Raw genomic sequence first — 15,059 nt, forward strand, 5'->3', positions numbered from 1 at the left:
ATGACCACGAAACCGCTCTTCACGGTGTTGCCCGGCGCCACCGACGCGCCCGTCGACATCTGGTTCAACGACGAACCGCTGCGCGTGCCCGGCGGACGCTCTGTCGCAGCAGCACTGCTCGCCGCCGGTATAGATCGCTTTCGCGCGACGCCCGTATCGGGTGCGCCGCGTGCGCCGTACTGCATGATGGGCGTGTGCTTCGAATGCCTCGTCGAGATCGACGGCGTGCCGAGTCGTCAGAGTTGCATGGTCGCTGTGCGCGACGGCATGCGCATCCACTCGCAGGAAGGCGCACGCGATCTGCCACCGTCCATCGTCGCGGAGAACGCTCATGAACACTGAAGCGATCGACGTCGCAGTCGTGGGCGCAGGCCCCGCGGGACTCGCGGCAGCAACGCGCGCCGCGCAGCTTGGTTTGTCGGTCGTGCTGCTCGACGAACAGGACGCCGTCGGCGGACAGATCTATCGCGCGATCGAGCGCAGCGACGACACGCGCCGCACGATCCTCGGCCCCGACTACGCAGCTGGTGCGCCGCTTGCTGCCGCGTTCGCCGCATCGGGTGCGCGCCATGTCGCGGGCGCATCGGTGTGGCAGGTCACACGCGAGCGCAGCGTCCACTATCTGCGCGACGGCAAGGTCGGCAGCTTCGACGCACGTCGCGTGATCCTCGCGACCGGCGCACTTGAGAGACCGTTCCCTGTGCCCGGCTGGACGTTACCAGGCGTGCTGACCGCGGGCGCCGCGCAGATCCTGCTGAAAAGCGCAGGCGAAGTGCCCGCCGAACCGCCGGTGCTCGCCGGCTGCGGACCGCTGCTGTATCTGCTCGGCTGGCAGTACGTGCGAGCGGGCGTGAAGATTCGTGCGCTCGTCGATACGACACGCCATGAGGATCGCTGGCGTGCGAAGAAACATCTGTTCGCGGCGCTGCGCGCGTGGCCGTTTCTGAGCAAGGGGCTGCATCTGATGCGCACGTTGCGCGAAGCCGGCGTGCCGACCTACACGGCAGCGGACGATCTTCGCATCGAAAGCGCACCCGGCGACGACGGCACACCACGCGCGGCGGCGTTGCACTTCAGCGTGAAGGGTGTCCCGCAGCGCATCGAAACATCGGTGGTGCTGCTGCATCAAGGCGTCGTGCCGAACACGCAGTTCACGCATGCGCTGCGTGCGAAGCATCGCTGGGATGAAGCGCAACTGTGCTTCACGCCCGAGACCGATGTATGGGGCGAACTCGACGTCGCGGGCGTATTCGTCGCCGGCGATGGCTCGGGCATCGGCGGTGCGGAAGCAGCGGCGCAACGCGGCGAACTCGCCGCGCTCGCGGTCGCGACGCAACTCGGCAAGCTCGACGCCGCCGCACGCGACGCGGCCGCACGTCCGCATCGCGAGAAATTGGCGGACGTGATGCGCATCCGTCCATTCCTCGACGCACTGTACCGCCCGCGCGACGCGAACCGCATTCCCGCCGACGATGTCACCGTCTGCCGCTGCGAAGAAGTCACTGCCGGTGAAGTGCGGCACTTCGTGTCGCTCGGCTGTCTCGGACCGAACCAGGCGAAGTCGTTCGGTCGCTGCGGGATGGGTCCGTGCCAGGGACGTCTGTGCGGGCTCACGGTCACCGAAGTCATCGCCGCCGCGCGCAACGTCGAGCCGGAAGCGGTCGGCTACTACCGCATCCGTCCGCCGATCAAACCGCTCACGCTCGGAGAGCTTGCCGGTGAATGATGCGACCGAGGTATTGATCGTCGGCGGCGGACTGCACGGTTCGAGCAGCGCGTTTCATCTCGCGCGCCGTGGTGTGCGCGCGACCGTGCTCGAAGCGGATTACGTGGGACGTCATGCATCGGGCGTCAATGCGGGTGGCGTGCGCACGCTTGGCCGGCCGTTGCCGGAGATTCCGCTCGCGCTGGCATCGCGCGAAATCTGGCACGGGCTCGCCGATCTGATCGGCGACGACGGCGGCTTCGTGCCGTCCGGCCAGATCAAGATCGCGGAAACCGAAGCGGAACTCGACGCATGCCGCGCGCGCGTCGCGCTGCTCGAAGCGCATGGCTTCACGCATGAACGCGTGATCGATCGCGAAACGCTGCGCGCGCTCGAACCGGCACTCGCGCCGCACGTCACCGGCGGTATCTACGTGGAGCACGACGGCTATGCACGGCCCTATCGCACGACGACCGCGTTCCGTCTCGCGGCCCAGCGTCTCGGCGCACGCTTTCATGAAGGCACGCCGGTTACGCGTATCGAACGGCGCGGCAAGCAGTGGTTCGCGCACACGCCGACGGGCACGTTTTCCGCGCCGCATCTGGTTGTGACCGCGGGCGCGTGGGCCGCGGAACTCGCGCGTCAGGTCGGCGAGGACGTGCCCGCCCATCCGGAAGGTTTGATGCTGATGGTCACGCATCGCGTTGCGCCGTTCTGCCACGCGACGCTCGGTGCGACCGGCCGGCCGCTGTCGTTCAAGCAGTTCGACAATGGGACGGTCGTGATCGGCGGCAAGCTGATCGGCATCGCCGATCTCGCGGGGCGGCACGGCGAAGTGGATTTCGCGCGGCTCGTGCGCAGCGCGCAGACCGTCACCGATCTGTTCCCGCATCTGCGCAATCTCGGCGTTAATCGCGCGTGGGCCGGCGTCGAAGCATTCATCGACGATGAACTGCCGGTGCTGTCGCGCAGCCGTCGCGCGGACAACCTCACTTACTCGTTTGGTTATTGCGGCAGCGGTTTTCAGCTGGGCCCTGTGTGCGGTCGGCTCGTTGCCGAACTCGTGCTCGATGGATACGCGTCGCTGCCTGTTGACGCGTTTGCGATCGACCGCTTCGGGCGTGCGGATCATTCCGCCGCAACCGCGACGGCCACCGCTTCACACTGATTTTTTCACTCGAAGGATCCACACTGATGAACGATATCGAACGCATCGACAGCAACCAGCGGATGAGCCGCGTCGTCAAGGCCGCTGGCCTCGTGTTTATCGGCGGGCAGACTGCAGCCGAACGCACACCTGACGTCAAGGCACAGACCGCGCAGGTACTCGCAAAGATCGACGGTTTTCTGAAGCAGGCGGGTATCGACAAGACGCGGCTGTTGTCCGCGCAAATCTGGCTAGCGAATATCGAACGCGATTTCGCGGGGATGAATGAAGTATGGGATGCGTGGGTCGCGCCGGGCTGCTCACCGGCGCGGGCAACGGTTCAGGCGCAGCTCGCGGCGCCTGAACTGCTGGTCGAGATTATGGCGGTCGCGCTGGCTTAGGGTTGCTTCGCGCGGTGACCGTCATTGCGCGCGGTCATGAAGCGCTGTCAGCGCGAGCGCATCTTTGACCATGGCCGTCGCACTCGCATAGCACTGCTTCGCGCGACGGTTATCATGACGCGCTGTCACGCCAGCGCATCCTCAAGCGCATCATCGACCACCGGCGGCAGATCGAGCGGCGTACCACCGAAACGCGCGACCACGTGATCCACAAACGTCCGCACCTTCGCCGGCAGATGGCGGCGGCTCGGGTACGCGACGCTGTATTCGACATGCGGCAGCGTGTAGTCGTCCAGCAGACGCACGAGCCGGCCGGATGCGAGATCGTCGCCGACCAGATACGCCGGCAGCAACGCGACGCCCATCCCGAGCAACGCGCAGCGGCGCAGCATCTCGGCGTTGTTCGCGACGATCGCATCGACCGGGCTCACGCGCATGCTGCCGTGCGCGCCGGTGAAGGTCTGCGCGGCGGCGTTATCGTCGGATGACAATCCGAGCCATGCATGGCCCTTCAGATGCGCGGGTTCGCGCGGCACGCCGTGCTTCGCGAGATAGGTCGGCGCCGCGCACGCGATCAGATACGTGGTCATGAAGCGCCGCGTGACGATGCTGCCCGCGCGCACCTGCTGCGACGCCATCACGCCGACGTCGAAACCTTCTTCGACGAGATCGACCGGACGGTCGACCAGCGTGACGTCGGGAATCACCTTCGGATAGCGTTCGGTATAGCTCTGCAGCACCGGACCGAGCGCGTGCATGCCGAACTCAACCGGCGCGACGATACGCAGCGTGCCGATCGGCTGATGGTTACGCGACAGCACCATCTGCTCGACATCCTCGAGTTCGCCGAGCACCTGCCGCGCACGCTCCAGATACAGCTGACCGGCTTCGGTCAGCGACAGGCTGCGCGTCGTGCGATTCAGCAGTCGCGCGCCGAGCCGCCCTTCGAGCCCCGCGACGTGACGCGTGACCACGGCACCGGACACATCCATTGCCTGGGCCGCGCGCGCAAAGCTGCCGAGATCGGCGACGCGAACGAAGATTCGCATCGATTCCAGATGATCCATGAAACGGCTCCTGTGACTCATGCACCGGACCGGCGGGGGTCGATCCGCGGTGCGCCGCCGCAGCCGGACGCAGGGTCACGACTATCACGGCATGGCACAGTCTAGGCAGGAGGCCCTGTCCAAACGCTGGCCGGAAAATGACCATTCTGTCATCTAGGGAGAAACCCTGCACGGAAGCGAACGCACGTGCCAACGCGGGCGGCGGGCGGTGCGGACGCGGATCATGCTCGCCGCATCGTGAGAGGCGCGATGGGCGTGACCCGGTGGGATAAAAGGGGTGTTTTGCCCGGGCAGGCCGGCGGGTTGAAACCGCGTGGTCTGCGCGGATGCGCAGCGGCTAAACCCGCCGACGCCGTCGCGACGTCGCGAACAACGCGGCCGCTTCGGTGCCGAGACGCGGTCGGCGCGCCACCGGATTCGGACGCATCGTGCGCCCATCCCGATCGTCACGTTCGTCGTGCGGTTCGGGACGCGCGACCGTCGTGGCCAGATCGGCGGCCGAGACGGAAAAGCCGAAGGTATTGACGCCTTGCTCGCACGCGACGAACACGCTGCCGCCGTGCATCTCCGCGACCGCCTTGACGATCGCGAGCCCGAGGCCATGATTCTCGCCGCTGTTCGAACGCGATTCGTCGAGCCGGTAGAAGCGCTCGAAAATATTCATCCGCAGTTCGGGCGCGATCGGCGTGCCCGCATTCGATACCGCGACGAACACCTGCCTGCCGCGCTGTTCCGCCTTCACCGACACCGTGCCGCCGGGCTTCGAGTGCTGGATCGCGTTGGTGAGCAGGTTGATCAGCGCGCGGCCGACCAGCGACGGATCGATCGCCGCGCGCGCATTGCCGCTCAGTTCGACGTTCAGTTGCGCCTCGTCGAACGCGATGTCCATGAAGTCGACCATCCGGCGGATCTCGTCGGCGATCCACACGTCGGTCACGTTGACCGCGCGTTCACCGCGGTCGCGCCGCGACAGGAACAGCATGTCGTTGACGATCACGCGCAGACGTTCGAGCTCTTCGAGATTCGACTGCAAAGTTTGCTGCAGCTGACCGATCGAGCGGTCGCGTGTGAGGGCGACTTCGGTCTGCCCGATCAGGATGCTGACCGGCGTGCGCAGCTCGTGCGCGACGTCCGCGTTGAACGATTCGAGTCGTCCGTACGCGCCGTCGAGCCGTTCGAGTGCACCGTTGAACGACGTCGCGAGATCGTGCAGTTCGCCGGGCAATGCATCGGTGCGCAGCCGCTGACCGCGATTGCCCACGCGAACCTGCCCCGCTTCTTCGGAGAGCCGCGCGAGCGGCCGTAACCCGAAGCGCGTGACGATACTGCTCAGCAGCAGCACGGCAGCGCTTGCCAGCACGATCAGCACCACCAGTGTCACCGCGAAGCGATGCAGCATCCGCTCGCTCGCGCCGCAGTCACCGGCGACGACGACCCGCACTGCCGGTCGCTCGCCCGACGCGGGCACGTTGAACTCGGTGATCAGCATGTCGGCGTGGTGGTTCTTCAGGCGCACGATCCGGTACGCGCCGTCGGTGCGGATCAGGTCGCCATCGGTGAACGACTTGCCGAGGCGAAACCGCGGATCGGGGCTGTCGACATAGAAAAGCGGCCGTCCAGCCTGCGACAGATCGGCGAGATGCTCGCCGACAAAATGCCATTTCTCCGCCGTGGACACATGCGAGATCACCGAACGCGCGATCTCGGCGCGCGCGTTCAGCGTCGCGCGCAGATCGCCGTTCAGCTGCTGCTCCATCATCACGAACAGGCCGAAGCCGACGAGCGTGAACACCAGCAGCGCGACCGCCGCGAACATGATCGACAGGCGGCGGGAAATCGACAATTTCATCATGATGGTGCGCCTCCGTCGCGTTCTTCGAGCACGTAGCCCATCCCGCGGATCGTGTGCAGCAGCCGGCTAGCGAACGGGCCGTCGAGTTTCGCGCGCAGCCGCTTGATCGCCGTCTCGACGATGTTGGTGTCGCTCTCGAAGTTGACGTCCCAGACAAGTTCGGTGATCTGCGTCTTCGACAGGATCTCGCCATGCCGGCGCGCGAGCACGCTCAACAGCTGGAATTCCTTCGCGGTCAGTTCGAGCCGCGTGCCGTCGCGGCTCGCGCGGCGGCTGATCAGATCGACACGCAGATCGCCGACGCAGATCAGCGTCGATTCCTGCGTGCGCGCGCGACGCGTCAGCGCATGCAGACGTTCGACCAGTTCAAGAAACGAAAACGGTTTGATCAGATAGTCGTCGGCGCCGCCGCGCAGTCCCTGCACTCGGTCGTCGACGCGGTCGCGCGCGGTCAGCATGATGACCGGCGTCTGCTTGTGCGCGCGGATCGTCTTCAGCACGCTGAAGCCGTCGAGTTTCGGCAGCATCACATCGAGGATCACCACGTCGTAGTCGTACTCGTTCGCCATGAACGCGCCGTCCTCGCCGTCGGTCGCGACGTCGACGACCCAGCCTTGCTCGGACAGCCCGTTACGCAGGTATTCGACGACTTTCGGTTCGTCTTCGATCAATAGTACTTTCATCGTGTCCCTTTGTTGCAGGGGCGGCTCTGGCGATACTTCTTTCGCCGCATCCCCTCTACTGCTGCATCAGCCGTTTCCCGTCTTCGTACTCTGCGCGGTCGCCGGGCTCGATGGTGTGCCAGCCGGCTTACCCTCCGCCGCCCCACCCCGCCATCCACCGCCCAACGCCTTCGCCAGTTGCACGACAAGGGCAGCCTGACTGCCCGCAATTTGCACCTCGGTGCGCTGTGCCGTCAACAACTGCTGCTCCGCGTCGAGCACGTTGATGAACGCCGTCAGACCGCCTGCATAGCGATCGTTCGCGAGGCTCAACAGATGTTTCGCGTCCTCGACGCCCGCTTGCGCGCGATGCTCCGCGTCGTCGAGCACCGCGAGCCCGGTCACCGCACGCTGCACCTGCTGGAACGCGTCCAGCACGGCTTGCCGGTAGGTCGCCTCGGCGGCCACGTAGCCGGCCTGCGCAAACGCGACGCCGGCTGCGCGTCGCCCGCCGTCGAACAGCACCTCGCCCGCCGACGCCCCAATCGACCACGCCAGAGCCGGCGCTCCGAACAGGCTCGCGAAGCGCGTGGCCTCCCAGCCGATCTGCGGCGACAGCGTCAGATCCGGAAAGTATGCCGCACGCGCGACACCGATGCTCGCGTTCGCGGCAGCCATCGCGCGTTCCGCCGATGCAATATCCGGCCGTCGCTGCAGCAGATCGCTCGGCACACCGGCCGGCAATTCGGGAATCGGCGGCATCTCGACGGCCGGTTCGATCGTGAAATCCGGCGCGGGCACGCCGATCAGCGCAGCGATCGCGCTGTCGAACTGCGCGCGCTGGTTGACGAGCAATTGCCGCTGCGTGCGCGTCGCGTCGAGTTGCGACTGCTGCTGCAACACGTCGAGCCCGGACACCGCGCCGCTGTCGTGCTGCGCGGTGACGAACGCGAGCGCCTTCTGTTGCAACGCAGTCGAACGGTCGAGCACATCGATTTCCGCGTCGAGCTCGCGCAGCGCGAAATACGCGGTTGCGAGATCGGTCGTGACGACGAGCCGCGCGTTCGCGAGGTCGTCTGCCGATTGTTCGGCCGATGCACTCGACGCCTCGATCTCGCGACGAATCCGTCCAAACAGATCGACGTCGTAGCTCGCGCCGATACCCGTGGTCAGATCGTTTTGCACGGTCGACTGGTTCAGCGTGCCGTAGTTCAGCTGCGGCCGATCGGCGGAAATTTTCTCGCGCGATGCCGCGCCGTTCAGATCGATCTCGGGCGCCGCGCTCGACGATACCGACGCGAGCAGCGCACGCGCCTGATCGTAGTGCGCGCTCGCGGCACGCAGCGTCTGGTTGCCCGCGAGCGCCTGCTGTTCGAGCGAGTCGAGCCGCGTGCTGCCGAAGATCGTCCACCAGTCCGGATCGAGCGGCGCGTGACCCGGCGCGGCCGGCCGCCAGCCTGGCGGCGCGGATGCGGTACGCCAGGCCGCCGGCGTATCGACCTGCGGACGCACATAATTCGGACCGACGGTGCAGGCGGCGAGACCGAGCGTGGCGAGCGTAGCAAGCGCGGCGATCAGCGACACGCGCAGCTCACCTCGCCTCCGATTAAGCATCCCCGTCATGCAGCCGCCCCCGATGCCGGTTTGGCGACTGCCTTCGCCGGCCCCTTCGTCGCGAGCGTGACGGTGTCGCCGTTCGAGATCGAATCGGCGGGATTCAGCACGACGCGATCGGTCGGCGTAATGCCGCTCTCGATCTCGAGCGCCGTGCCGAGATCGCGCGCGATCACAACCGACTTCAACTGCACCTTGTTATCGGCGCCGACCACCGCAACCTGCGGACCCTGCGCGCGAAACAGCAGCGTATTGCCCGGCAACACGAGATGACCCTGCACCGCGCCCGCAAAACTGACCTGTACGTACGCGCCCGGAATCAGCACGCCGTCCGGATTCGGCAGCCGCACTTCGACCTGCAACGAACGCGAACCGACATCGATTGCACCCGACACATGCGAGATCACGCCGTCGAACGTGCGGTTCGCGAGTTCGGCCTGACGCACCTGCACGTGCTCGCCCGTCGTGACCGTGTTCGCGTACGACTGCGGCACCTGTACGAAAATCCGCAGCGGATCCGACTGCGCGACCGCGAACAGCGCACGCGTGCTGCTGCCGCTGCCCGCGTCGATCAGATCGCCGGTATCGATGTTGCGCTGGGTAATCACACCCGCGAACGGCGCGACGATCCGCTTGAACGATTCGAGCTGCGTGAGGCGTCGCACGTTCGCGTCGGCGGCGGAGATGTTCGCGACGTCCTGGTTGTACGCGCCCTGGCGGTCGTCGAGTTCCTGTTGCGACACGGCGTCGCGTTGCCGTAACTGCTGCGCGCGAGCCAGCGACACCTTCGCGAGCGCAAGGGTCGACGCCGACTGCTGACGCTGCGCGATCGCCTGCGCGAGTTCCTGATCGACCTCGGGCGTGTCGAGCTCGGCGAGCAGTTGACCCTGCTCGACGTGCGCGCCGATATCGACATACCAGCGTTTCACATAGCCGGTCGCGCGCGCATAGACGGGAGATTCGGCGTAGCCGCGCAGCGTGCCCGGCAACGTCACCTGCGCGTCGGCGGCGGTGGCCGCATCGGCGGCCTGCGGCGTCACGACGTCGACGTATTGACGCGCGTTCTGCTGGACCACTTTCGACAGCGTGTGCTCGTTACTGACGTTCGCGAGGATCGTGCGGACCGAACCGGCCGCGAGCAGCAGCACGACGCCGTACAGCGCGTAGCGCGCACGCCGGCGCACGGCTGAGCGCGGCGGCAGGTTCATGCCGTGGTCCGGATCGTCCGCGTGAATCGCGAGGGATTCGTGATGTTTGTCGTTCATGTCGGTCGGTGACGCATCAGGAAAGGGAATCGGGTTGGGCGTCGCCGTGCGTGTCGTTGCGCACATCCCGGCGTGCGCGACGCCGCGCGAGGCGGTTGTGCACACCGGCGAACACCATCGGCACGAACAGCAGCGTGGACACCGTCGCGAACAGCAACCCGCCGATCACCGCGCGGCCGAGCGGCGCATTCTGCTCGGCGCCTTCGCCGAGTCCGAGCGCCATCGGCACCATCCCGATGATCATCGCGGCGGCCGTCATCAGCACCGGACGGATCCGCGTCGCGCCCGCTTCGAGCGCGGCAACGAGCGGCATCGCGCCTTCTGCGAGCCGCTGCCGCGCGAACGACACGACGAGAATGCTGTTCGCGGTCGCAACGCCGACGGTCATGATCGCGCCGGTCAACGCCGGCACGCTCAGATGCGTGCCGGTGAGGAACAGCATCCATACGATGCCCGCAATCGCCGCCGGCAACGCGCTGATGATGATCAGCGGATCGAGCCACGACTGGAAGTTGATCACCATCAGCAGGTAGACGAGCACGATCGCCATCGCGACGCCGACACCGAGCCCGACGTACGACGAGCGCATCGTCTGCACCTGGCCGCGCACGACGAGATCGGTACCGCGCGGCAGCGTCGCGCGCGCGTTCGACACGATCCCGTCGATGCGCGATGCGACCGAGCCGAGATCGCGTCCATCGACACTCACGTACAGATCGATCGCCGGACGGATGTTGTAGTGCGTGACGACGACCGGCAGCGCACCGGGCTTCACCGACGCGAGATTGCCGAGCAGTTGCAGGTTGCCGTTGGTGCCGGCGGTCGGCTGTGCGACCGGTGTACGCAGCACGTCGTCGAGCGATGACACCTGGTACTGCGGCGTCTGCACGGTCAGCGGATATTCGACACCGTTCTGCTTGTTCAGCCAGAACGCCGGTGCAGTCTGTGAACTGCCCGACAGCGACACCAGCAGATTCTGCGCGACGTTGTTCGCCGCGAGATTCACCTGCTGCAGCCGCGTGCGGTCCATCTGCATCGTCAGCAAGGGTTCGTCGTTACGCTGCTCGATGTGTACGTCGACGGCGCCGGGCACCTGCCGCACGTTCTTCATCAACTGACTCGCGACCGTCATGTCCGACGCGAGATTGTTGCCGACCACCTGCACGTCGATTGCGGCGGGCTGCCCGAAGTTCAGGATCTGCGTGACGATGTCGGCGGGCTGGAAGAAAAATTCGACGCCCGGAAAACGCTGCGGCAGCAATTCGCGCAGACGCCGCACGTAATTCTGCGTCGGCTGGTGACCGGGTTTCAGCGCGACCTGGATTTCGCCGTCGAGCGTGCCGATCGTGCCCGCGTTGCTGTACGACAGGTTGATCCCGCTGTACGGCAAACCGAGGTTATCGAGGATCGTTTCGAGGTCCGACGGCGGCACGACCTCGCGCACCGTGCGCTCGACTTCATCGGCGAGACGCGCGGTTTCCTCGATCCGGAAACCGCTCGGCGCGCGCATATGCAAACGGATATCGCCGGCATCGACGTTCGGGAAGAAGTCGCGGCCGAGCGTGAACACCAGCCCCGTCGACACCACGCAGAAACCCGCGAACGCGAGCGCAAAGAAACGCCGCCGCGCGAGCAGCATGCCCATCAGCACGACGTAGTTCGCGCGCACCCGTTCGAATGCACGATCGAACGCGAGATGCACGCGCATGAACACGCCCGGCTTCGCGCCGGGCGCACGCTGCGCGGCGGGACCGTGGTTCATCATCAGCAGCGCGAGCGTCGGCACTAACGTACGCGACAGGATGTACGACGCGATCATCGCGAACACGACCGCTTCGGCGAGCGGCACGAACAGATAGCGTGCGACGCCGGTGAGGAAGAACATCGGCACGAACACGATACAGATACACATCGTCGAAACTAACGCGGGTGTCGCGATTTCGCCGGCACCGTTCAGGATCGCGTGTTCGAGACCCGAGCCGAGATGCAAATGGCGCTCGATGTTCTCGATCGTCACGGTCGCATCGTCGACGAGAATCCCGACCGCGAGCGCCAGGCCGCCGAGCGTCATGATGTTCAGCGTTTCGCCGAGCGCATGCAGCGCGAGCAGCGACGACAGGATCGACAGCGGAATCGACACGGCGATGATCACCGTGCTGCGCCAGTTGCCGAGGAACAGCAGGATCATCGCGGCGGTCAGCGCGGCGGCGATCGCGGCTTCGCGGATCACGCCGCTGATCGCCGCGCGCACGAACACCGATTGATCGAACAGCGGCACGATCTTGATGCCTGGCGGCAGCGAATCGCGCGCGTGCGGCAGCAGCGCCCGCAACGTATCGACGATCTCGAGCGTCGACGCATCGCCGCTCTTCAGGATCGACAGCAGCACGCCACGGCTGCCGTCCTGACGCACGATGTTGGTCTGCGGCGTGTAGCCGTCGCGTACGTGCGCCACTTCGCGCAGATACACCGTCGAGCCGTTGACGGTGCGCACCGGAATATCGTTGAGCGCGGCAATCGTGTCGGGCGAGCCGTTCGTACCGATCGTGTATTCGGTCTGCCCGAGCTTCGCGGTGCCGGTCGGCAGGATCAGGTTCTGCGCGTTGACCGCGTTGACGATGTCGGCCGGCGCGAGGCCGCGTGCGATTAGCGCGCGCGAATCGAGATCGACCGATACGACGCGCGTCTTGCCGCCGTATGGATACGGCACCTGTGCGCCCGGAATCGTGATCAGCTGCGGACGCAGAAAATTCATCGCGATGTCGGCGACAGCCTGCTCGCTCATCGTCGAACTGGACAGCCCGAGCTGCACGACCGGAATGCTCGACGCCGAATACGTGATCACGAGCGGCGGCGTCGCGCCCGGCGGCATCTGCTTCAACTGCGCCTGCTCGTTCGCGACCGTCTGCGCAATCGCGGTCTGCAGGTTCGCGCCGGGCTGCAGGAACAGCTTGATGATCGCGATACCCGACAGCGATTCGGACTCGATGTGCTGGATGTTATTGACGGTCGTCGTGAGGCTGCGCTCGTTGACCGACGTGATGCGATCCGCGACGTCTTTCGCCGACAGACCGGTGTAATTCCAGATGATGCTGATCACCGGAATATCGATGGACGGAAAGATGTCCGTCGGCATCGTCAGCAACGCGAACGGCGTGGCAAGCACGATCGCGATCGCGAGAACGATGAACGTATAAGGCCGCTTGAGAGCCAGATTGACGATCCACATGGGGGCAACCCGCAGTCATGAAAAAAGGCCGCCGCGGCAGGCGGATCATTGAACATCCGCGATGCTAGGGCGCCGGGCGGGCGCCACCATGACGCCAATATGGCGCGGTTGTCAGCATCGCGATGAAAGAGGAAGCCGGGCGTGCGGCGACGAAGCGCCTCGCACTTTTATGCAGGCACGTGTGTGTGCGTACGGTGCGAGCCCGGCCGTGGGCAGGTTATTGACCGCCCTTTATTGACCGCCCTTGTACAGCGTGTCGTCCAGCTGTTTGAGCTGGCCGTCTCGTTGCGCGTGATCAAGCTGCTGAACCACCTGGGCGCGCGTGAGGCCGGCGCCCGACGAAGTGGAGCCGGCATACGAGCCGCCGACGTCGTTCGTGCCGACCGGCGTCGCTGCGACGGGCTGGGTCTGCTGCATCTGTTGCATGGGCTGGGAGGAATCGGATGCGTCCTGCGCGTGAGCAACGCCGGTGCCGGCGACGGCAACGAATGCGGCAAGCGCGGCGAACGACGCGCGCACGGATGGGCGCGAGGCGGTTGAGGCAGCGTTAAGCAATCGGTTCATGATGCGGCTCCTGGAAGACGAGACGATAGAGAGAGGCGGGAAAACTCGAGTACGGCGATCCGCGCTGGAAAAAGCGATGCAACAGACGATCGCAGTACGGAGCGGAGTCTAGGCGGCACACCGTGGCCCGTTGCTGGCGAAACGATGGCGCTTTTGCCATTAATGGTCGGGGAAACCCTTGTATGGCGCGTGGCCGGGAGCGGAGCCGAAGCGTGCGCGCCGAACTGCGGCAGGAAAACCTCGGTAATCGGGAAATTAGCGCGGCCGCGCTCCCCTTACACTGCGTGTCATTGCAACTGCTGCAAAGTTCGTCGCGACGTCAATTGCGAGGTTGCAATTTACGAAATTTGGACTACATTTTTGTCATACAAAACGACGATTTCTGTCGGCCAATTTAAAGAAATCTACGGGGGCGTCATGATTACTTTCCTCGATTACGAGATCGCGCACATCGGCAGAGTCATGCGGCCTTCGCTGGTCGGCGACCTGGCCGGGCCGATCCTCCCGTCGAGCTACTGGCGTCGCAGACTGCATCAGATCCTGACCCGCGACCATCTGACCAAGGGCCAACTGGTCGCAGTCGACGGCATGCTGCTCGAACTCGACGAATTCGACCGGACTTCGGCGCTGCCCGCGCATCCGGCCGCCCATTCACCGGACACCGACACGCCGCGCGTTCACCACGTCTGAGCGCTCGATCCCTGCGCGATCGAGGCACTCGCGCCATGCAATGCCGTGCGGTTCTCGCGAACCGCACGGTTCCTTGTCGATAACCCTCCTGTTCTTTTCCGGCTAGCCGCCACGGATCGCTGGAACGGCTCGCCGTAACGGCTTTCGCCCGCCTTGCCATCCGGCTTTCCATCCCTTTCCAGTGCGCCGCGGATATTACCGGCAGGTAACTTTTCGTTCGCCATCCTGCACATCTTTCGCCACGCGGAAAACGTTGTCGCGACGGGCTGTACGCGCGTCGCTCACCGTCTCGTGCCGCGCGGCGCCACGCATCGCGTAATGCACTGAAAAAATCGCGCGAGTCCCCGTAATTGAGTTGCGATCACGCCTGGCATAGCGTTCAGCCATACCGGAGAGCAGCGCTTTGCTCCGGGAGTGTCGGCATTCGCGTTGCCGTCGTTTCGTTGTGGAGATACGTGTGAAAAAACTCAATGTCGTGCTCGGCCTGTCTGTCGCGGCCGTGGCCATCTGCGCGAGCGGCGTCGCCCAGGCTGCGCGCGTGGGCGTGTACATCGGCGGCGGCGGTGGCTACTACCCGTGGGCGCCGTACTACTACCCGCCCTATCCGCCGGTTGTTGCCGTGCCCGTGCCGGTCCCCGCACCGGAGCCGCAGGAATACGTCGAGCAGGGGCAACCCGGCGCGACCACCGCCGACGGCGAACCCGCGCAGACCGCCGGCACCTGGTACTACTGCGACGCGACGAAGACGTACTACCCGTACGCGAAAGAATGCCGCTCGGGCTGGCGACCAGTACCCGCTCAGCCGCCCGCGCCGAACAACTGAACATCGCTTGAACGATTCATTCGTAACGGAAATCCGCAAG

At 65.5% G+C, this 15,059-nt stretch carries 12 protein-coding genes and 1 pseudogene; 6 read left to right on the top strand and 7 right to left on the bottom strand.

Going from position 1 to position 15,059, the window contains the following annotated elements; translation table 11 throughout:
• The 4 genes from E1748_RS03045 to E1748_RS03060 are packed head-to-tail and all read left to right on the top strand — an operon-like array spanning position 1 to position 3,253.
• Positions 1 to 342 carry a (2Fe-2S)-binding protein gene (locus E1748_RS03045; RefSeq protein ID WP_133645670.1) on the top strand — a complete coding sequence of 114 codons (342 nt, stop codon included), beginning with the start codon at positions 1 to 3 and terminating at the stop codon, positions 340 to 342.
• On the top strand, positions 332 to 1,726 hold the full coding sequence (locus tag E1748_RS03050; protein ID WP_133645671.1) for an FAD/NAD(P)-dependent oxidoreductase: 1,395 nt from the start codon (positions 332 to 334) through the stop codon (positions 1,724 to 1,726). Before E1748_RS03045 ends, E1748_RS03050 begins: the two co-directional genes overlap by 11 nt.
• Positions 1,719 to 2,873: an NAD(P)/FAD-dependent oxidoreductase gene (locus E1748_RS03055; RefSeq protein ID WP_240766275.1), complete on the top strand. Its 1,155-nt coding sequence runs from the start codon at positions 1,719 to 1,721 to the stop codon at positions 2,871 to 2,873. The genes E1748_RS03050 and E1748_RS03055 overlap by 8 nt, the downstream gene beginning before the upstream one ends.
• Before the next feature lie 26 nt (positions 2,874 to 2,899).
• On the top strand, positions 2,900 to 3,253 hold the full coding sequence (locus E1748_RS03060; RefSeq protein WP_133645673.1) for a RidA family protein: 354 nt from the start codon (positions 2,900 to 2,902) through the stop codon (positions 3,251 to 3,253).
• Positions 3,254 to 3,429: 176 nt separating this feature from the next.
• Here E1748_RS03060 and E1748_RS03065 read toward each other — a convergent pair.
• From E1748_RS03065 to E1748_RS03095, 7 genes and pseudogenes are all read right to left on the bottom strand, one after another.
• Positions 3,430 to 4,320: pseudogene (locus E1748_RS03065) on the bottom strand (LysR family transcriptional regulator); the annotation flags it as partial.
• Between the two features lie 337 nt (positions 4,321 to 4,657).
• Positions 4,658 to 6,169 carry a heavy metal sensor histidine kinase gene (locus tag E1748_RS03070; protein WP_133647208.1) on the bottom strand — a complete coding sequence of 504 codons (1,512 nt, stop codon included), beginning with the start codon at positions 6,167 to 6,169 and terminating at the stop codon, positions 4,658 to 4,660.
• Positions 6,169 to 6,855 carry a heavy metal response regulator transcription factor gene (locus tag E1748_RS03075; protein ID WP_133645675.1) on the bottom strand — a complete coding sequence of 229 codons (687 nt, stop codon included), beginning with the start codon at positions 6,853 to 6,855 and terminating at the stop codon, positions 6,169 to 6,171. Before E1748_RS03075 ends, E1748_RS03070 begins: the two co-directional genes overlap by 1 nt.
• A 66-nt stretch (positions 6,856 to 6,921) precedes the next feature.
• On the bottom strand, positions 6,922 to 8,448 hold the full coding sequence (locus E1748_RS03080; protein ID WP_133645676.1) for an efflux transporter outer membrane subunit: 1,527 nt from the start codon (positions 8,446 to 8,448) through the stop codon (positions 6,922 to 6,924).
• 5 nt (positions 8,449 to 8,453) lie between these two features.
• On the bottom strand, positions 8,454 to 9,713 hold the full coding sequence (locus E1748_RS03085) for an efflux RND transporter periplasmic adaptor subunit (protein ID WP_133645677.1): 1,260 nt from the start codon (positions 9,711 to 9,713) through the stop codon (positions 8,454 to 8,456).
• A gap of 16 nt (positions 9,714 to 9,729) precedes the next feature.
• A complete protein-coding gene (locus E1748_RS03090) occupies positions 9,730 to 12,942 on the bottom strand; it encodes an efflux RND transporter permease subunit (RefSeq protein ID WP_133645678.1) in 3,213 nt (1,070 codons plus the stop codon).
• A gap of 231 nt (positions 12,943 to 13,173) precedes the next feature.
• Positions 13,174 to 13,506, bottom strand: a complete 333-nt coding sequence (locus tag E1748_RS03095; protein WP_133645679.1) for a hypothetical protein — start codon at positions 13,504 to 13,506, stop codon at positions 13,174 to 13,176.
• A 417-nt stretch (positions 13,507 to 13,923) separates the two neighbouring features.
• Here E1748_RS03095 and E1748_RS03100 point away from each other — a divergent pair, with 417 nt between their 5' ends.
• Complete coding sequence (locus tag E1748_RS03100; protein WP_133645680.1) at positions 13,924 to 14,196, top strand: hypothetical protein; 273 nt, start codon at positions 13,924 to 13,926, stop codon at positions 14,194 to 14,196.
• 457 nt (positions 14,197 to 14,653) lie between these two features.
• Positions 14,654 to 15,019 carry a hypothetical protein gene (locus E1748_RS03105; RefSeq protein ID WP_133645681.1) on the top strand — a complete coding sequence of 122 codons (366 nt, stop codon included), beginning with the start codon at positions 14,654 to 14,656 and terminating at the stop codon, positions 15,017 to 15,019.
• The last annotated feature ends 40 nt before the right edge of the window (positions 15,020 to 15,059 follow it).

Origin of the sequence: Paraburkholderia flava (assembly GCF_004359985.1) — a bacterium.
In the GTDB taxonomy this organism is placed as follows: domain Bacteria; phylum Pseudomonadota; class Gammaproteobacteria; order Burkholderiales; family Burkholderiaceae; genus Paraburkholderia; species Paraburkholderia flava.

Excerpts from the sequence above, each read along its gene's own strand:
- E1748_RS03095 (WP_133645679.1), bottom strand. The coding sequence starts at position 13,506 with ATGAACCGATTGCTTAACGCTGCCTCAACCGCCTCGCGCCCATCCGTG.
- E1748_RS03100 (WP_133645680.1), top strand. The coding sequence starts at position 13,924 with ATGATTACTTTCCTCGATTACGAGATCGCGCACATCGGCAGAGTCATG.
- E1748_RS03070 (WP_133647208.1), bottom strand. The coding sequence starts at position 6,169 with ATGAAATTGTCGATTTCCCGCCGCCTGTCGATCATGTTCGCGGCGGTC.
- E1748_RS03085 (WP_133645677.1), bottom strand. The coding sequence starts at position 9,713 with ATGAACGACAAACATCACGAATCCCTCGCGATTCACGCGGACGATCCG.
- E1748_RS03050 (WP_133645671.1), top strand. The coding sequence starts at position 332 with ATGAACACTGAAGCGATCGACGTCGCAGTCGTGGGCGCAGGCCCCGCG.
- E1748_RS03090 (WP_133645678.1), bottom strand. The coding sequence starts at position 12,942 with ATGTGGATCGTCAATCTGGCTCTCAAGCGGCCTTATACGTTCATCGTT.
- E1748_RS03060 (WP_133645673.1), top strand. The coding sequence starts at position 2,900 with ATGAACGATATCGAACGCATCGACAGCAACCAGCGGATGAGCCGCGTC.
- E1748_RS03080 (WP_133645676.1), bottom strand. The coding sequence starts at position 8,448 with ATGCTTAATCGGAGGCGAGGTGAGCTGCGCGTGTCGCTGATCGCCGCG.
- E1748_RS03045 (WP_133645670.1), top strand. The coding sequence starts at position 1 with ATGACCACGAAACCGCTCTTCACGGTGTTGCCCGGCGCCACCGACGCG.
- E1748_RS03075 (WP_133645675.1), bottom strand. The coding sequence starts at position 6,855 with ATGAAAGTACTATTGATCGAAGACGAACCGAAAGTCGTCGAATACCTG.